Origin of the sequence: Diaphorobacter sp. HDW4A (assembly GCF_011305995.1) — a bacterium.
Lineage (GTDB): Bacteria > Pseudomonadota > Gammaproteobacteria > Burkholderiales > Burkholderiaceae_C > Diaphorobacter_A.
Map to the genome: position 1 here is coordinate 2,902,642 of NZ_CP049910.1, position 16,843 is coordinate 2,919,484.

16 protein-coding genes are annotated in these 16,843 nt (G+C 62.2%); 8 read left to right on the forward strand and 8 right to left on the reverse strand.

Translation table 11 applies throughout. The features are described from left to right. Nucleotides 1-24: 24 nt before the first annotated feature. The 5 genes from G7047_RS13115 to G7047_RS13135 form a co-directional block, all read right to left on the reverse strand. Nucleotides 25-1,713 carry an ABC transporter ATP-binding protein gene (locus G7047_RS13115; RefSeq protein WP_166306011.1) on the reverse strand — a complete coding sequence of 563 codons (1,689 nt, stop codon included), beginning with the start codon at nt 1,711-1,713 and terminating at the stop codon, nt 25-27. A gap of 36 nt (nt 1,714-1,749) precedes the next feature. Beyond that, a complete protein-coding gene (locus tag G7047_RS13120; RefSeq protein ID WP_205904789.1) occupies nt 1,750-2,649 on the reverse strand; it encodes an ABC transporter permease in 900 nt (299 codons plus the stop codon). Between the two features lie 11 nt (nt 2,650-2,660). Beyond that, nucleotides 2,661-3,602 carry an ABC transporter permease gene (locus G7047_RS13125; protein ID WP_166306014.1) on the reverse strand — a complete coding sequence of 314 codons (942 nt, stop codon included), beginning with the start codon at nt 3,600-3,602 and terminating at the stop codon, nt 2,661-2,663. Nucleotides 3,603-3,648: 46 nt separating this feature from the next. Beyond that, nucleotides 3,649-5,166, reverse strand: a complete 1,518-nt coding sequence (locus G7047_RS13130; protein WP_371813889.1) for an ABC transporter substrate-binding protein — start codon at nt 5,164-5,166, stop codon at nt 3,649-3,651. 145 nt (nt 5,167-5,311) lie between these two features. Beyond that, a complete protein-coding gene (locus tag G7047_RS13135) occupies nt 5,312-6,643 on the reverse strand; it encodes a D-serine ammonia-lyase (RefSeq protein ID WP_166306020.1) in 1,332 nt (443 codons plus the stop codon). 127 nt (nt 6,644-6,770) lie between these two features. Here G7047_RS13135 and G7047_RS13140 point away from each other — a divergent pair, with 127 nt between their 5' ends. Continuing rightward, on the forward strand, nt 6,771-7,751 hold the full coding sequence (locus G7047_RS13140; protein ID WP_166306023.1) for a LysR family transcriptional regulator: 981 nt from the start codon (nt 6,771-6,773) through the stop codon (nt 7,749-7,751). 22 nt (nt 7,752-7,773) lie between these two features. Here G7047_RS13140 and G7047_RS13145 read toward each other — a convergent pair whose 3' ends face one another. Next, nucleotides 7,774-8,787 carry a tripartite tricarboxylate transporter substrate binding protein gene (locus G7047_RS13145; protein WP_166306026.1) on the reverse strand — a complete coding sequence of 338 codons (1,014 nt, stop codon included), beginning with the start codon at nt 8,785-8,787 and terminating at the stop codon, nt 7,774-7,776. 206 nt (nt 8,788-8,993) lie between these two features. On the opposite strand from G7047_RS13145, the gene G7047_RS13150 reads away from it, so the two are divergent. The 6 genes from G7047_RS13150 to G7047_RS13175 all read left to right on the forward strand — a co-directional run bounded on the left by G7047_RS13150 (nt 8,994) and on the right by G7047_RS13175 (nt 15,459). After that, nucleotides 8,994-9,818 carry a GntR family transcriptional regulator gene (locus tag G7047_RS13150; protein WP_166306028.1) on the forward strand — a complete coding sequence of 275 codons (825 nt, stop codon included), beginning with the start codon at nt 8,994-8,996 and terminating at the stop codon, nt 9,816-9,818. A gap of 37 nt (nt 9,819-9,855) precedes the next feature. After that, nucleotides 9,856-11,055, forward strand: a complete 1,200-nt coding sequence (locus G7047_RS13155) for a CaiB/BaiF CoA-transferase family protein (protein ID WP_166306031.1) — start codon at nt 9,856-9,858, stop codon at nt 11,053-11,055. A gap of 62 nt (nt 11,056-11,117) precedes the next feature. Beyond that, nucleotides 11,118-12,278, forward strand: coding sequence for an acyl-CoA dehydrogenase family protein (locus G7047_RS13160; RefSeq protein ID WP_166306034.1), 1,161 nt, complete (start codon nt 11,118-11,120; stop codon nt 12,276-12,278). A 24-nt stretch (nt 12,279-12,302) separates the two neighbouring features. Further along, nucleotides 12,303-13,085: an enoyl-CoA hydratase/isomerase family protein gene (locus tag G7047_RS13165; RefSeq protein WP_166306037.1), complete on the forward strand. Its 783-nt coding sequence runs from the start codon at nt 12,303-12,305 to the stop codon at nt 13,083-13,085. Then, on the forward strand, nt 13,070-14,419 hold the full coding sequence (locus G7047_RS13170; protein WP_166306040.1) for an MmgE/PrpD family protein: 1,350 nt from the start codon (nt 13,070-13,072) through the stop codon (nt 14,417-14,419). Before G7047_RS13165 ends, G7047_RS13170 begins: the two co-directional genes overlap by 16 nt. A gap of 128 nt (nt 14,420-14,547) precedes the next feature. Further along, on the forward strand, nt 14,548-15,459 hold the full coding sequence (locus G7047_RS13175; RefSeq protein WP_166306043.1) for a bestrophin family protein: 912 nt from the start codon (nt 14,548-14,550) through the stop codon (nt 15,457-15,459). 27 nt (nt 15,460-15,486) lie between these two features. Here G7047_RS13175 and G7047_RS13180 read toward each other — a convergent pair whose 3' ends face one another. Together G7047_RS13180 and G7047_RS13185 are read right to left on the reverse strand one after the other, a co-directional pair. Next, nucleotides 15,487-15,951, reverse strand: a complete 465-nt coding sequence (locus tag G7047_RS13180; RefSeq protein WP_166306046.1) for a GAF domain-containing protein — start codon at nt 15,949-15,951, stop codon at nt 15,487-15,489. Between the two features lie 151 nt (nt 15,952-16,102). Then, complete coding sequence (locus tag G7047_RS13185; protein WP_240939550.1) at nt 16,103-16,438, reverse strand: RcnB family protein; 336 nt, start codon at nt 16,436-16,438, stop codon at nt 16,103-16,105. Here G7047_RS13185 and G7047_RS31345 point away from each other — a divergent pair. Continuing rightward, entirely contained in the window at nt 16,388-16,510 is a 123-nt protein-coding gene (locus G7047_RS31345; RefSeq protein WP_256376860.1) for a hypothetical protein, read from the forward strand. The genes G7047_RS13185 and G7047_RS31345 overlap by 51 nt on opposite strands. Nucleotides 16,511-16,843: the final 333 nt, after the last annotated feature.

Below are 16,843 nucleotides of genomic sequence, written 5' to 3' on the forward strand. Positions count from 1 at the left end.
TAGGAAATCTCGGGAATCGATGGATCAATGCGCCAGCGCCGCTTGCGCAGCCGGCTCGAACGCGCGGAAGTTCTGAAAGTCCCAGTGCCTGCCGGGAGCCGCATCAATCAGGGCCTGCGTGTACGCATGCTCGGGCTTGCCAAGCACCTGCTGCACCGTGCCGGACTCGACGATGCACCCGCTCTTCATCACGATGATGGAATCGCAGATCTGCGCCGCCACGCGCAGGTCGTGGGTGATGAACAGCACGCCCACGCCAGCGCGCACGCGCACCTCTTCGAGCAGTGCAAGCACCTGCGCCTGCACCGACACGTCGAGCGCCGAAACCGCCTCGTCGGCCACCAGCACGTCGGGCTCCATGACCAGTGCGCGCGCTATGCAGATGCGTTGCCGCTGACCACCCGAGAACTGGTGCGGGTAACGCTCCAGCGATTGCCAGGGCAGCCCCACCATGTCCATGGCCTGACGGGCTTTTTCGAGCGCCTGATCACGCGGCATGCCGTAGTTGATCAGCCCCTCGATCACCGAATCGCCGATGCGGCGACGCGGGTTCAAACTGCGATACGGATCCTGAAAAACGATCTGAATGCGCTTGCGCAGCGGCAGCAGAGCACGGCGACCGAGCGTCGTGATGTCGTCGCCCTTGAGCCGGATCTCGCCGGAGCTGGGATCGATGAGCCGCACGATGCAGCGCGCAACCGTCGACTTTCCGGAACCCGATTCGCCCACGATGCCGAGAATTTCGCCGCGTTTCAGCGTCAGCGCCACATCGCTGGCCGCATGCACCAGCTCAGGCTTGCGCAGAAAGCCCTTGGCCTTGGGATAGGTCTTCTCCAGCGCCTTGACCTCCAGAATCGCTTCGGCCTCGGGCTGCGCACGCGAATGGGGAACCAAGCTGGGCACGGAAGACACCAGCATGCGCGTGTAGTCCTCTTTCGGCGCGGCCAGAATCTGCTCGCGCGTGCCGGTCTCGACGACCTTGCCCTTGTTCATGACCAGAATGCGATCCGCGATTTCGGCGACCACACCAAAGTCGTGCGTGATGAAGACCACAGCCGTGCCGTGCTTCTGCTGCAGCTCTCTGATGAGCGCCAGAATCTGCTTTTGCGTGGTGACGTCGAGCGCCGTCGTGGGCTCATCGGCGATCAACAGACGCGGTTTCAGGATGAGCGCCATCGCGATCACGATACGTTGGCGCTGCCCGCCCGACAGCTGGTGCGGGAATGAGTCATAGATGCGCCGGATGTCCGGCAGGTGCACCGCCTCCAGCATTTCAAGCACCCGCGCGCGACGCTGTGCGGCGCTCATGCGGGTGTGCAGCTTGAGCACTTCCTCGATCTGCTTGCCCACGCGATGCACCGGATTCAACGCAGTCATCGGTTCCTGGAACACCATCGCCAGTTGCGACGCACGCAGCGCGCGCATCTGTCCGGCATTGAGCTGCAGAAGGTTGCGGCCGTCCAGATCGATTGCGCCCGAAGACACCTGCAGGCTCTCTGCCGGCAGCAGGCCCATGATGGCGAGCGAAGTCAGTGATTTACCGGAGCCGGACTCGCCTACGATGCACAGCGTCTCCCCCGCGCGCACCTGCAAGGTGAGATCACGCACCAACAGTTTGGGCCGCCCCGCCGCGTCATTGCTGCCCTTGAGCTGGATGCTCAGATCCTTGACGGAAAGAACCAACTGGGCCCCGTTTTGTTCTTGCGTATTCATTGCCATATTCCTTGATATCCCTTGAACTGAACGGGTTCACATGCGTTTGGCCATGCGCGGATCAAGCGAATCGCGCAAGGCATCGCCCAGCAGATTCACGCTCAGCACGGTGAGAGAAAGCAGCACGCCGGGATACAGCACCAGCCCGGGGATCAGCTGGAAATAGGCACGGCCTTCGGCCATGATGTTGCCCCAGGACGAGGTCTCCGGCGGCACGCCCGCGCCCAGAAAGCTCAGGATGGCCTCGGTCAGGATGGCCGACGCGAAGATGTAGGTGCACTGCACGATCAGCGGCGCGATGGTGTTGGGCACCAGGTGGCGCATCATCAGCGTCGGCAACGGCGTGCCGAGCGTCTGCGCGGCCTCGACATAGGATTCGTTGCGCACGCTCAGGATCACGCCGCGTACCAGACGCACTACGCGCGGCACCTCGGGCACCGTGATGGCAATGAGCACTGTGAGCAGGCTCGAACCCGACAGCGACACCAGCGCAATCGCCAGCAGAATGCCGGGGATCGCCATCAGCCCGTCCATGACGCGCATAACGATGGCATCGACCCAGCGGAAATATCCGGCCAGCACGCCGACGAACAGGCCCACGACGAGGCTGAACGCCGCCACGCCCAGCCCCACCAGCAGCGAGACGCGCGCGCCGTAAAGGATTCGGGTGTAGACATCGCGCCCATACGCATCGGTGCCCAGCCAGTGCTCCGCCGTGATGGGCTTGAGCCGCTGCGCCGGATTGATGGCCGTAGGGTCGGCGGAGGTCAGCAGCGGCGCGCAGATGGCGATCAGAATCAATGCGGTCAGCACCAGCAAAGACACCATCACCGGCCAGCTCTTGAGCGTGGCGATGAGGTGCGCGCGCGTGGGCGAGACCGTGGACTCGGAAGGCGCTTCGGTTGTTGCAGCAGAAGACATGGAGAGTTGTGACATGCTGAAGAGCCTCAATAACGAATCCGCGGATCGAACACGGTGTAGGACACGTCCACCACCAGATTGATCAGCACATAGACCAGCGCGAACAGCAGGATCAGCCCTTGAATGACGGGGTAGTCGCGCGCCAGCACGGCCTCCACCACCAGTCGCCCCAGGCCCGGAAGGTTGAACACCGACTCGGTAACCACCACGCCACCGATCAGCATGGCGACGCCCACACCGATGATGGTGACGATGGGAACCGCCGCATTGCGCAGCGCATGGCCCAGCAGCACGGAGCGCTCACCCAGGCCTTTGGCGCGCGCGGTGCGGATGAAGTCCTCGTTCATCACCTCGATCACGCTGGTGCGCGTGATGCGGGCGATAAGCGCGATGTAGACCGTGCTCAGCGCGAGTGTAGGCAAGGTGATGGACCGCAAGAACGGCAGCACGCCCTCTTCCAGCGGTTTGTAGCCCTGAACGGGAAACCAGCCGAGGCCCAGTGAGAACGCCAGAATGAGCACATAGCCAGTGACGAACACTGGAATGGAAAAGCCCAGCACCGATGCCGCCATCACCATGCGATCAAGCAGCTTGCCCTGACGCCACGCCGCCAGCACGCCCAGCGGAATGGCCACCACGATGGCCACGATGATGGTGCTGATGCACAGCGCAATCGACGGGCCCATGCGCTGCCCGATCATCTCCACCACGGGCGTTCCCGACAAAAGCGAGGTGCCGAAATCGCCCTGCAGCAGCTGACCGATCCAGTGCAAAAACTGCATGTAGATGGGCTCGTCGAGCCCCAGATTCTTGCGGATGGCATCAAGCTGCTCGGGCGTGGCAGAGTCTCCCGCCAGGATCGCGGCAGGGTCTCCGGGCGTGAGCCGGAGGATGGCGAAGACGACGGCTGCCACCACAGCCATCACTGGCAGCGCGGCTGCCATACGTTTCAGTATGAACGCGAACATGACGGTTGACTCTCTCTTTGACTCACTCAGATACGGCGGACTGGGCTTACTTCTTCTGGACGTTCCAGAACACCGGCACCGGAGACTCCAGCATGCCGCTCAGGCTCTTGCGATACGCGGCCGGCACGTAGTACTGGCCCATGGGCAGCAGCACGCCTTCGTCGATCACCTGTTTCTGGATCTGGCCTGCCAGTTCCTTGCGTTTGGCTTCATCCGGCGTGCGCGAGAACGCAACACGCAGACGCTCGATCTCGGGCACATCGGGCCAGCCAAACCATGCGCCCTTGCCGTTGGCGGCCACGCCGAACGCGCGCAGCGGATCGGATGCCTCTGCCATCACGTTATTGGTGGCGAAGATATTCCAGCCGCCCTCCTTCGGCGCGGATTGCACGGCGCGGCGGGTCACCACCGTCTGCCAGTCCATGGCCTGCATATCGACCTTGAAGCCCGCAGCGCGCAGCGCCTGGCCGATCACCACCGGCTGCGAGTTCACAGAGGGCGTGTCGGTCGGCTGCAAAATCACGACGGGCGTGCCGTCATATCCAGCCTCCTTCAGCAGCTCCTGTGCCTTCTTCACGTTGGCCTTGATGGTGACGTCGGCACCTTCCTGGCTGGCATACGGGCCTTCGCAGCCGAACAGCGCCGCGCAGGTCTTGTAGTACTTCGGATTGCCGATCACGGCCTGCAGCACGGGCTCCTGGCCCACGGCATACATCGCCGCCTGACGGATCTTCTTGTTGTTGAACGGTGCATGCAGATGGTTCATGCGCATGACGGTCTGGTAACCCTGCGGGTCCAGCACCTTGATGCTGATGTCCTTGTTGGCGCTGACGATAGGCTCCAGATCGAAGGGCAACTGCTCGAGGTAGTCCACCTCGCCGTTGGCCAGCGCGTTCACCGAGGTCATCGCATCGGGCGTGGCAATCCACTTCACGCGGTCCACCATCACCTTCTTGCCACCGGCCAGGCCGCTCGCGGGCTCCGAACGAGGCACGTAGTCCGCGTTCTTTTCATAGACCACCTGCACGCCCGGCTTGAACTCGGCCGTGACCATCCTGAACGGGCCGGAGCCGATGTATTGCGTGATCGCCTGCGTGGGCGGTGTATCCGCGATGCGCTTGGGCATCATGAACGGCGCCACGCCGCTGGGCTTGGCCAGAGCGCGCACGGCCAGATCGCTGGGCTCCTTCATGGAGATCTGGAAGGTCGATGCATCGACCACCTTCATGCCCGCCATCTCGCTGGTTAGCAACTGGCCCATCTTGTCCTGCGTGGCCCAGCGCTTGATGGAGGCGACGCAATCTTCCGCCGTCACCGCGCCACCGTCGTGCCACTTCAGGCCGTCGCGCAGCTTGAAAGTGTAGGTACGGCCATCATCCGAGGCCTTCCAGTCCTGCACCATCTGGGGGCGGATCTTGTTGTCCTTGTCGGTCGCGAGCAAGGTGTCATAGATCATGTAGCCATGGTTGCGCGTGATGTGCGCCGTGGTGATGATCGGGTCCAACACACGCAGGGGCGAATGCATCACGGCGTTGATCGTGGTCTTGGTCTGCGCCACGGACATCAGTCCGCAGGTCACCAAGGACACCGCAATGGCGGCCTTGCTCAAGTGATGGAAAGCTCGGGTCATGGTCTCATCCTCCTGGTTGAAAAAGTGGCGTGGGTGTGCCGTCACGTCTGCTGTTGCAGACATCTCTGGGCAACGGCGGTCATGCAGCGTCAGGCACGTTGGCTTGAGGCTGGCTTGACAGCTCCAGGCCTTGCGCGAACAGGCGATCGAACTCGTCGGCGGGCATCAAGGCACCGCCGGTGGTCCATACGATGTGGTTGGCTGCGGGCATGAAGGCATCGAGTCCGGTGGAGTGCAGATATTGCTGCCCCACAACGGTTCCCAGCAGCGCGCGCGGGCCGCTCACGGCGGCAGCGGCCGAAGGCTCGACTTTCAAATCGGCCATGCTCTTCAAGCGCCACAGATCCATCACCATGCGCTCATCGGATGCAACAACCATGCCTGCCAGGCGCGTGCGCATCATCGAATAGACCAGCTCCGAGGCCTGCGGCACAGCGAGACCATCGGCAATCGTCTGGTTGTGCTGACCGGCGTCGTAGATGCTGATGCCTTCCACGTCCGGGTTCTGCATGCGCACCAGAAAGCACGAGGAGTCCTCGGGCTCGACGAAGAAGCAATGCACATGCTCGCCGAACACATGCTTGAGGCCATAACAGACCCCACCCGGCGCACCGCCAACACCGCAGGGGATGTAGACGAACAACGGATGGTCGCGGTCCACGCGCACGTTCAGTGCGATCAGCTGCCGCTGAAGCCGCAGTGCCGCAACTGCATAACCACAAAACAGCGACGCTGATTTTTCATCATCCACAAAATGCGAGAAGGGATTGCCACGTGCCAGCTCGCGCCCAGTGGCCACGGCCTGTGCATAGTCGCCGGGGTACTCGTGCACCGTCACGCCATGGCTGCGCAGCAGGCGCTTTTTCCATTCCTTGGCTTCGGCGGACATGTGCACGCTGGCCTTGAAGCCCAACGCAGCGGACATGATGCCGATGCTCATGCCGAGATTGCCGGTCGACCCCACAGCGACCTCGTAGCGGGCAAAGCATTCTCTTGCAGCAGTCGAGGCGAGTTGCTCGTAGCCATCGCCATCCTTGAGCATTCCGGTTTCAAGAGCGATCTTCTCGGCGAACTCGAGCACCTCGTGGAAACCGCCGCGCGCTTTCACCGATCCGGCAACGGCAAGCTGGTGGTCCGCCTTCACCCAAAAGGTGCCCTGCGCATCCGCACCTTGGGCAATGACGTCGGCAGGCAACGCAAGCAAAGGGGATTCGACAATGCCCGCGCTCTTCTCGAGTTCGGGGAACAGCTTTTCCAGCAGTGGCGCAAAACGGGCGAGGCGTTGCTCCGCCAAGAGAACATCATTGATAGTAATATTTCCAACAACCGCGCCGAGCGCTTGCCCGCCATGCTCCGGATTGATCCAAAGCGCTGGCGCCTGACTCGATCCGACATTCAAATGACCCTGCATCAGTAATTTCCCCTATGAAAACCAAGCACCCTGCACTGGTTAGCGAGAAGTTGCGAGTTGGTTCATTCTGTTGACTACCCTTCTTGATGGCAAGTCAATGCTGTCAATCTATGTATTAGTTTGATCAATGAAAAATCTACTCTCACCGTCGCTCCTCACCTGGCTCCGATGCTTTGATGCCGTGGCCCGAAACGGCAGCTTCACCATCGCTGCGAAGGAGTTGCATGTGACGCAGGGCTCGATCAGCCAGCAGGTCAAAAAACTCGAGGAATACCTCGGCATCACCCTGCTGCACCGCGGGGGAAAGGCCCTCTCGCTCACTCGCGAAGGAGCGCGCCTGTCGCTGGTCTCGGGGCAGGCGTTTCAATCACTCAATCAGGCCGTGGACAAGCTGCGGCAAAGCCATCCGCGCAAGGATGCGCCGCTCAATCTGAGCTGCTCTCCATCCTTCGCCATGCTGTGGCTGACGCCGCGCGTGGGCGATCTGCTGCGCGAGCAATCCGGCATGTCGGTGCGGATCTACGGCGAATTCCACAGCCTCGACCGCGTGGGCATGAGCGTGAGCGGCATTCAGGTCGGAATACGGTTCGATCCCGGCCACTATTCGGACCTGCATGCAGACCGCTTTCTGGATGAACTGCTGGTGCCTGTCGCCTCACCGGATTTTCTGAAGCGCTACCCAGGCATCCACAGCGTGAACGACATCCCCACCGACTCCATGCTGCACGATGCGAGTGCGTGGCACAACGCACCGCCCACGGTCGAATGGGATACGTGGCTTGAAGGCATGGGAGGGACACCGCCCAAGCACAGCGGCGTGCACTTCAACCTGTCACAGCTCGCCATCATCGCCGCATTGAGCGGCCAAGGCATCGCCATGGGACGACTCGCGCTGGTCTATGACGAACTGGTCAGCGGACGGCTGGTGGTGCCCGTGGCGTTCGCCGTGCCATCCAAGGCGCACTACCACTTCATCTTCACGAACGAGCCCACAGGCACGAACGCGCATCTGCGTGATTGGCTGCACAGCGCGGGCGAACAATTCACCGCAGATCGCGATGACCTGCTGGAACGGTTGGGGGTGCAGACGCAGACGCTCACGCGGTGAACGCCTCTGCAGCCATCGGCGTTCAATTGACCGAGATGTTCATCTCCCGTGTCAGCCTCCGATACGTCGGCCAGGTCCGCGCAATGTATTGTCTGAGCGCCTCGCCTGTCAGCGGCGCGTCTTCGGCGTTCAGCGTCTCGCGCACGGACTGAACGCGCGGCGATTCGCGTACCGACAAGGTCACCAGTTCCGCAATGCGATCCACGATGGCCTGTGGCGTGCCGGCCGGGGCAAAGAGCATGTTGCACTCGGTCAGGTCCTGATAGACCGGCGCACGAAAGCCCGCATCGCTCCACGTGGGGATGCCGGGCAGCTTGCTGGAGCGCTCGCCGATCGCAATCAGCACGGGGCGAACAGCGCCCTTCTCAATGCCACCTCCCATGCCGGCAAGCGAGCCCGCACCCATGTCGATAGTGCCCGCATAGAGGTCGAGCAGCATCGCACCCGTGCCCTTGTAGTTCACCACATTGAAGTTGCCGCCCGTGTCCTTGGCGAGCTGCTCGAGCATCATCTGCCAGCCCGAGCCGATGGAATAGTTGCCGACATTCACCGGCCGGGTCTTCGAAATCACGACCACATCCTGCCAGGTCTTGGCCGGGAAATTCTTGTTCACCACCGCCGTCACCGGGCCCACGCCCATCGCGGCAATCGGCAGCAAATCCTTGTCAGGGTTGAGGGGCACGCGTTTGAGCAACGCAGGCGCCTGCGCGGGCTGGCTGTGCAGCGAGATCAGTAAGGTATAGCCATCGGGCTCGGCGCGCGCCACGGTTTCGGCAGCGATCATGCCGAGCGCGCCAGGCTTGTTTTCCACGATGACGGGCACACCGAGCTTTTGCGCAAAGTAGTCCGAGAGCGCTCGCGCGGTGGAGTCGTTGGACGAGCCCGGGGCCTGGCCCGCGATGATGCGGATCGGCTTGTTCGGCCAGGCGCTCGCCGCCGCATGTGCAGGCGATACGTGCACCAGGGGCAGCACGGACGCGAGTGAGAGGCCCGCGCCCCATTGCAGCAGATGGCGTCGATTGACGACTGGACTCATTTTTGTCTCCTGTTTCATCGGTCTGGAACGCACACACCAAGGCTGGTGCTTGCATCTTCATCAGGCCGTGAGTATTCAGAGCGCCGAGCCCATCAGCGCTGCAGGATAACCCTGCGTTGTACGGACAACAGCGTACAAGATGGGGTAATCCACGAACAGAATCCACGCTACCCGCAAACACACTTGTTCGTACAACTGAAGCCACCATGTCACCCAAGCAAGTCGCCCCTCTTTCCACCACAGCTACAGCCACCGCCGCCGCGGCCTCCGCTGCGACCAAGCGCAGTCAGGTGCTCCATCAAATGGTCGAAGCGATCAAGAAGGGGCAATGGCTTGTGAACAGCATGCTGCCGACTGAGGCCGCGCTGCAGGCGCTGTTCGGCGTGAGCCGCCACACGGTGCGCGGCGCGCTGGCCGATCTGCAGCAGATGGGACTGGTCGCCAGCCAGCAAGGCGTGGGCTCGCGCGTGATCCGTCGCCGTGCAGCGCCGGGCTATTCGCAGTCGCTGCAGAACATCTCCGAGCTGGCCTACTACGCACGCAACACCTCGGTGCAGATCCTCGAGGTCGAGGACATCGCGCTCAGCGCCGCCGAGGCCGAGATGCTGGAAAGCACGGCGGGCGAGGCCTGGTGCCACGCCATCACGCTGCGCATGGCCGACGGGCAGAGCGTGCCGATGGGCCTGTCCTCCGTCTGGGTGCCGGCCATGAGCAAGAAGGCAATTGCCGCGTCGCGGCGCAGCGGCATGCCGGTGTTCATGGAGATCCAGAAGCTGCACAAGGTCATGGTCAACGAGGTGCGCCAGGTGATCGGCGCGACGGTGGCCGATGCGGGTCAGGCGCGGCTGCTGCGCTGCGAACTGCGCGAACCACTGCTACGCATCCGCCGCTGGTATTTCGACATCCATCATCAGGTGCTGGAGATGTCCGACACCTACCACCCACCGGGCCGTTTCGAGTATTCGGTCACGCTGCACCACGGTATCGCACATCCCAATGCGCCGCCCCATGCGCAGGCCCAGCACCGCTGAACATACCCTCTCCCCCGCTCGCCATCGAGAAAGCCACATGAAGCCATTGCAAGGACAGCGCGTCATCGACCTGACGCAGAACGTCGCCGGTCCCTACTGCACGCAGGTGCTCGCCGATCTGGGGGCCGATGTCATCAAGATCGAGCGACCCGGCGCGGGCGACGACACGCGCCACTGGGCACCCAACATTGGCGCGGCGATGTCGCCGACCTACGCCACCTTCAACCGTGGCAAGGCCAGCGTCGCGATTGATCTGGACAGGGCCGACGGCCAACAGTTGCTGCGCTCCATGCTGCGTGACAACGACGTGGTGGTGCACTCGCTCAAGCCCGGCAGCGCGGAGCAGCGTGGCCTCGGCTACGACGACCTCAAGGGCCTGAAGAACGGCCTGATCTACTGCGCTATCAGCGCCTACGGCAACGTCGGCCCGATGGCCGGACTGCCGGGCTACGACCCGTTGATTCAGGCCTACGCGGGCATCATGTCGGTCAACGGTCATGAAGGACTTCCTCCAGCACGCGTGGGCGTATCGATGGTGGACATCGGCACGGGTCTGTGGTCGGCGCTCGCCATCGTTGCTGCTGCGTCGCAACGCCATCAAACCGGCAAGGGTTGCCGTGTCGACACCTCGCTGCTGGAAACCGGCATCGCCTGGATGACCAACCCCATCGCCAACTACAGCGCCAGTGGCAAGCTGCCGCGCCGCATGGGCTCGGCCACCGCCATGCTCATGCCCTACGAGGTGTTCGACTGCGCGGATGGGCAGGTCTTCATCGGCTGCGGCAACGACCGGCTGTTCGGCAAGCTGCTCGCCGCAATCGAACTCACGGCCCTCGCGAATGACGAGCGCTTTGCCACCAACGCGCAGCGTGTGGACAACCGCAACCTCGTGCACGACACGCTCGAGGCCACCACCCACCAGTTGCAGGTTGCCGATGTGATCAAACGCCTGCAATCACGAGGCGTGCCAGTCAGCCCGGTGCACAACCTTTCGCAGGTGACCGGTGACACGCAGGTGCGGGCACTCGACATCTCCAAGGATCTGAATGTAGCAGGCAGCACCTTGGGCGCGCTTTGCGCCATCGGCTCGCCAATGCGCTTTGACGGCACGCGCGAATTCGCAAGCCATGTGAGCGCCAAGGTCGGCGAAGACACGCGTGCGGTGTTGGCCGCCAGCGGCCTCGACACCCGCGACATCGAGCGCCTTGCCGAGCAGCGCGTCATCCAGATCGCCTGACGGACGATCACTTCAGCGAACGCTCACAACACCTACACAGAGACAGGAAAGAACGCCCCATCATGGAATTTCGCTACTCCGACACCCAACAGGAAATCCGCACCGCCGTCGGCGAACTGGCCGCGAGCTTCGGCGACGAATACTGGCGCAAATGCGATGAAGAGCAACGCTACGCCACCGAGTTCGTCAACGCGATGACCGAGGCCGGATGGCTTGCCGCGCTGATCCCAGAGGAGTTCGGCGGATCGGGCCTCGGCCTGCTCGACGCCTGCGTGATTCTTGAAGAAATGAACCGCCGCGGCGGCAACGGCGCGGCCTGCCATGCGCAGATGTACACCATGGCGAGCGTGCTGCAGCACGGCAGCGATGAGCAGAAAAGGGCCGTGCTGCCGCGCATCGCGAGCGGTAGCCTGCGTCTGCAGGCCTTCGGCGTGACCGAGCCGGATGCGGGCTCGAACACCCTGCGCATCAAGACCTTTGCCCGCAAGGTCAACGGCGGCTATGTGATCAACGGCCAGAAGATCTGGACCTCGCGCTTTCGCCAGTCCGACATGTACTTGCTGCTCGCGCGTACCACGCCCTATGAAGAAGTGCAACGCAAGACCGACGGCCTGAGCCTGTTCCTCGTGGACATCGCCCGCGCGGGCAAGTCATTGCAGTCACGCACCATCGACACCATGCTCAACCACCACACGAACGAGGTGTTCATCGACAACCTCGAAGTGGAAGATGCTTGGCGCATCGGCGAGGAAGGCAAGGGTTTCCAGTACCTGCTGTCATCGCTGAACGCCGAACGGCTGCTGGTGTCCAGCGAATGCATTGGCGACGGCAAATGGTTCATCGAGCGCGCGCGCAACTACGCAACCGAGCGCGTGGTGTTTGACCGTCCCATCGGCAGCAATCAGGGCGTGGCCTTTCCCATCGCCAAGGCGCACATGAACCTCTGCGCTGCCGAGCTCATGCGCAACCAGGCTGCATCCCTGTTCGATCAGGGATTGAACTGCGGTGCAGAAGCCAATATGTCCAAGTACCTGTGCTCCGAAGCCTCCTGGGAGGCCGCCGAGGCCGCGATGACGACCTTCGGTGGCTACGGCGTGGCAACGGAGTACGACATCGAGCGCAAGTGGAAAGAGACGCGCTTGTTCCGCACCGCGCCGATCTCCAACAACCTCGTGCTCGCCTATGTGGCGCAGCACGTGTTGCAGATGCCGCGCTCGTACTGACCACCGAGAAGGAGAAACGAAACCATGAACACATTGATCGTCGAGCGCAACGCGTCCACCGGCGTAGCGCTCGTGACCCTCAACCGCCCCGCCGTGCTCAACGCCTTCAACACCGAGATGTGGCAGGAACTCTGGAGCCTGCTGCGCGAGCTGGCCTTTGACACCAGCCTGCGCTGCGTGGTCTTTCAGGGCGCGGGCGAGCGCGCGTTCTCCGCAGGCGGTGACCTCAAGGAGCGCAACGGCATGACCGATGCGCAGTGGGCCGCGCAGCACCAGCTCATCGAAGACGTGCTGCTCGCGATCCGCGATTTTCCGCGCCCCGTCATCGCGGCCTTGCAGGGCATCGCGCATGGCGGCGGGCTGGAGCTCGCGCTGATGTGCGACTTCATCATTGCCGACACCAGCGCCGATCTCGCGTTGCCCGAGAGCAAGCGCGGCTTTCTGCCGGGCGGTGGCGGCATGCAGAACCTCGTGCGTGCCATCGGCGTGCGCAAGACCAAGCAGATGCTCTACAGCGGCGCACGCCTCAACGCACAGACCGCGTTCGACTGGGGCATCTTCAACGAGCTGACACCAGCAGGCCAGCACCTCGCGCGCGCCATGGAGATCGCGCAGGACATCGCCCGCGCCGCGCCGCAGGCAGTGCGCAGCGCCAAGCTCACGCTGCAGCACGGCGCGGACACGGATTTCCGCACCGGCTACGCACTCGACCTCGCCCATCACAACCTGCTGGTGCGCAGCCCGGACCGCCTCGAAGGCATCCGAGCCTTCAACGAAAAACGGGAGCCGCAATGGACGCAGCAGTGAAGCCCACGACCACGCAGCAGGCACAGAAATTTGCAGGCATCTGGGAGCAGATCTACCTGCGCGATGCGAGCCGCTTTGATGCCCCGGCGCTGGAACACGCACGCCGCGCGCTCGTCGACACGTTGGCCTGCATCATTGGCGGTGCCAGTCAGCAGTGCACGCGCGCTGCGGCGCTGGCCGCATCCAGCCACAGCGCGGGTGACGTGGCGCTGGTGCTTGGCACGGCATCGCACGCGCTCGACTTCGACGATGTCTGCATGCTCGCCACCTGCCACCCGAGCGCGCCGGTGATCGCCGCCCTGCTGAGCCAATTGCCGCACTGCCCCGAAGACACCACGCTCGCTCAACTGCTGCGCGCGCATCTGGTCGGCACCGAGGTGATGCTGCGCCTCGGCGCCTGGCTTGGCTTTGGCCACTACGAACTGGGCTTTCATGCGACCGGCACGTTGGGCACGGTGGGCGCGACGGCCGCCGTGGCCCATCTGCTCGCCCTGCCCATCGATGCGGCACGCACGGCCATCGCCATCGCCGCCAGCTCGGCCAGCGGCCTGCGCGCGAATTTCGGCACGGACACCAAGCCGCTGCACGTGGGATTCGCCGCAAGCGCCGCCGTGCGCGCCGTGGCACTGACGCGCGCAGGAGCGACCGCCAACAGCACAGCCGCCATCGCCGGATTCGCGCGCGCCTATTCCGGCGACGCGATGCTGGCTCTGCCGCATTTCGATGTCGACACGCCATGGGCCGTGAACGCTCCAGGCCTCGAGATCAAGCGCTATCCCAGCTGCTACCTCACCCACCGCATGATCGCGGGCGTGCTCAAGCTGCGGGCATCGCAGCCCGATGCGATCATCTTGCCCTCCCCCAAGATCGACATCGAATTCCCACCGGGTGGCACCATCCCGCTGCAATACCCGCAGCCCGCCACCGGCCTGCAGGGCAAGTTCAGCGCGCCCTACTGCGCGGCGGCGGCATGGGTGGACGGCCATGTGTCGCTCGGCAGCTTCACCGATGACGCCGTGCATCGGAGCGATGTGCTGCACGCCATGCAGCAGGTTCACGTGCACGAACGCCAAGGCGCACCCGAGGCGCTGGACACCGCCCCGGTGCGCGTGAGCATCGAAGGCATCGGCAGCATTCTGGTCGACTGGGCACCGGGCTCGCTGCAAGACCCGCCCAGCAACGCCGAGCTGCTCGCCAAATGGCAAGACTGCGAGCGCATCGGTGGCTTGAGCCTGCCGCCCGAACTGGCGGAGCAACTGATGCAGACCGACGCCGCAACGCCGGCCCATGAGCTGCTCATGCCGCTGACTGACGCGGTGCTCCAACGGAACTGACATCGAAAAGCCACTGACCTCTTCAAAATTTCAACCCTCAAACGGAAGTGACTATTCACACTTAAGTAGTCTGGAATGGCATGATGTCAGGTTTTTCGCCCGCAGATTGAAAGACAATCTCGGTCACCATGATCGTTCGTCCCAATTTGCACTGGCTGCGCATGCTGTTTGTATTGCGCGGCTCGGTGCTCCCAAAGATCGCTCCACAACTGATCGCAGCAACCTCTTTTGCCATCCTCGTCACCTGGTTGCATGGCTCCATCCTGAGCTGGAAGGTTTCTCTCAACTTTGTCCCTTTCTCACTGATAGGGTTGACGCTGGCGATCTTTTTGGGGTTTCGCAACAGCACCTCCTACGCACGCTACTGGGAGGCACGAACGCTCTGGGGCACCGTGCTCAATGGCTCGCGCACGCTGATCCGGCAGGCCCTCACGCTCACCAATGACCAGCGGCACACGGCCACGTTGATCAATCGGTTGTGCGCCTTCCCCCATGCCATGAAGCACCAGTTGCGTCGCACCGATGCGCGTGCCGATCTGGAAAACTTTCTACCCAAAGCCGAATGCGATCATGTGGTGCGCTCCGTCTTTCCCGCCAACATGACACTGCTTCTCGTCGGTGAATGGCTGGGAGATCGACTGCGCGGCGGCGACATCCAGCCCGTGATGGAAACATCCTTCGAGCGCCCGCTGGAAGTACTGACCGCAGCCATCGGCGGCTGCGAACGCATCGCGAGCACGCCCATTCCGTTCACCTACTCGGTCATCGTCCATCGCAGCATTTATCTGTATTGTTTCTGGCTGCCGTTCGGCCTGCTGGACGCCATCGGCACCATGACCCCGGTGATCGTCTGCTTCATCGCCTACACGTTCTTTGCGCTTGAGGCACTGGGTGCCGAAATCGAAGACCCGTTCGGCACCGCGCCCAACGATTTGGCCCTCAATGCGATGGCGCACATGATCGAGACATCACTGCTAGAAATGGTGAACGAAAAGCCCAGAACAGCAAAACCCGAAGTGAAGGATTTCGTGCTGCAGTGAAGCAGCCAGGAGAGCCTCGGAAGTCGCCTAGAACTTCAGATGCCTGGAGAGCACCCCGCTCGCACGCTGAAGAAAATCAAACTCCTGATCCGTCACGGTTTGGCTCACCAAATCCAAATGGCACAGCGTGCCCCAGAGCTTGTTCACGTTGTCGAGAATAGGCACGCCAACGTAGGCGTTGTAATTGCCTTGATGGCGGTGACCGTCCAGACGCACATCCTCGGCCGTATCGCATGACAGGAAATGACCGTCGCGCGCCACAAATTGGCAGAAGCTGTCGCCCATTGCTACCGGTTTGATGTGTTTCGGCATGACCTGCCCCTGCTTGTCATACACATGCACATTGCGGATCAAATCGCCATCAAACTGATTGACCGCAGTGAACCGGTGAGGCACTCGCTCGTTCAGATACGCCAGCCCCAGTAGCAAATCCCGCTTCAATAGTTGCGAAAACTCGATCAGTTCGCCTGCATCAAAACCATCAGAACTCACGGAGTCTCCATCCCATCAGGTGTTCGATCTGTCAATTTATAGAAATTAATTGTACAGACAGAACAACGCAAACAACTACGGTCTCACAAAGGAAAAGGCGGAGCAAGCTCCGCCTTCATTTTGGCATTCGAGTGCAAATTCGCTCGGTCAGTCAGTTCCCCAAAATCAACTGAGCAATCACACCTGAAGCCACAGCCACCAGCATGTAGTCACCACCATACTGCACCCATTGCTGACCATGTCCGGGCTTCTTCAGCCCATGATGCTTCCAGTCGTTTACGACATATTGATGTCCACGGTACTGCGGCGGCAAACGACCGCCCTGCCGCCACTCCTGATCAGGCCCCGCACCGCGCGCGTGCTGTTGTTGCTGATGCGGTAGACCCTTTGGCGCTGGCTTCTGCGTGATGTGTCCAGACGACTGAGGAGGCGGCTTATGGCTACCGGCCCCTGGTTGCTGTACCTGACGCTGCTGCTCATTCTGCACCCCTTGCCCATGCTGCAGAGGCTGTGGCTGTGCATTGACCGCTGGCACACACAGCCCGAATGCGAGAGCTGACATTGCCAGAAAAGTACCGATCCTCGATGCTTGCATTGCGTGTTTTCCTCACTTCAAATTGACAATTCAATGCTAGCGTCAGGAGTGCCCCACTTGGGTATCCGCTCGGTAAACTCGTGCAATAGTTCTTGTTCGCAGAGTTTCGGCGTCGCCCATAGAAACGCCTCAAGTGATTTCCCACTTGAGGCTTTGATCTGGCGAAAACGAAGGGATTTGAACCCTCTTGGGCAAGTAATCACGGGAATGACAGGGCATACATACCCAAGAAAATCAACAATTTTCCACCACCCAGCAATCCTCACTCAACCCGAACTACACTGTAACTGTCACCTG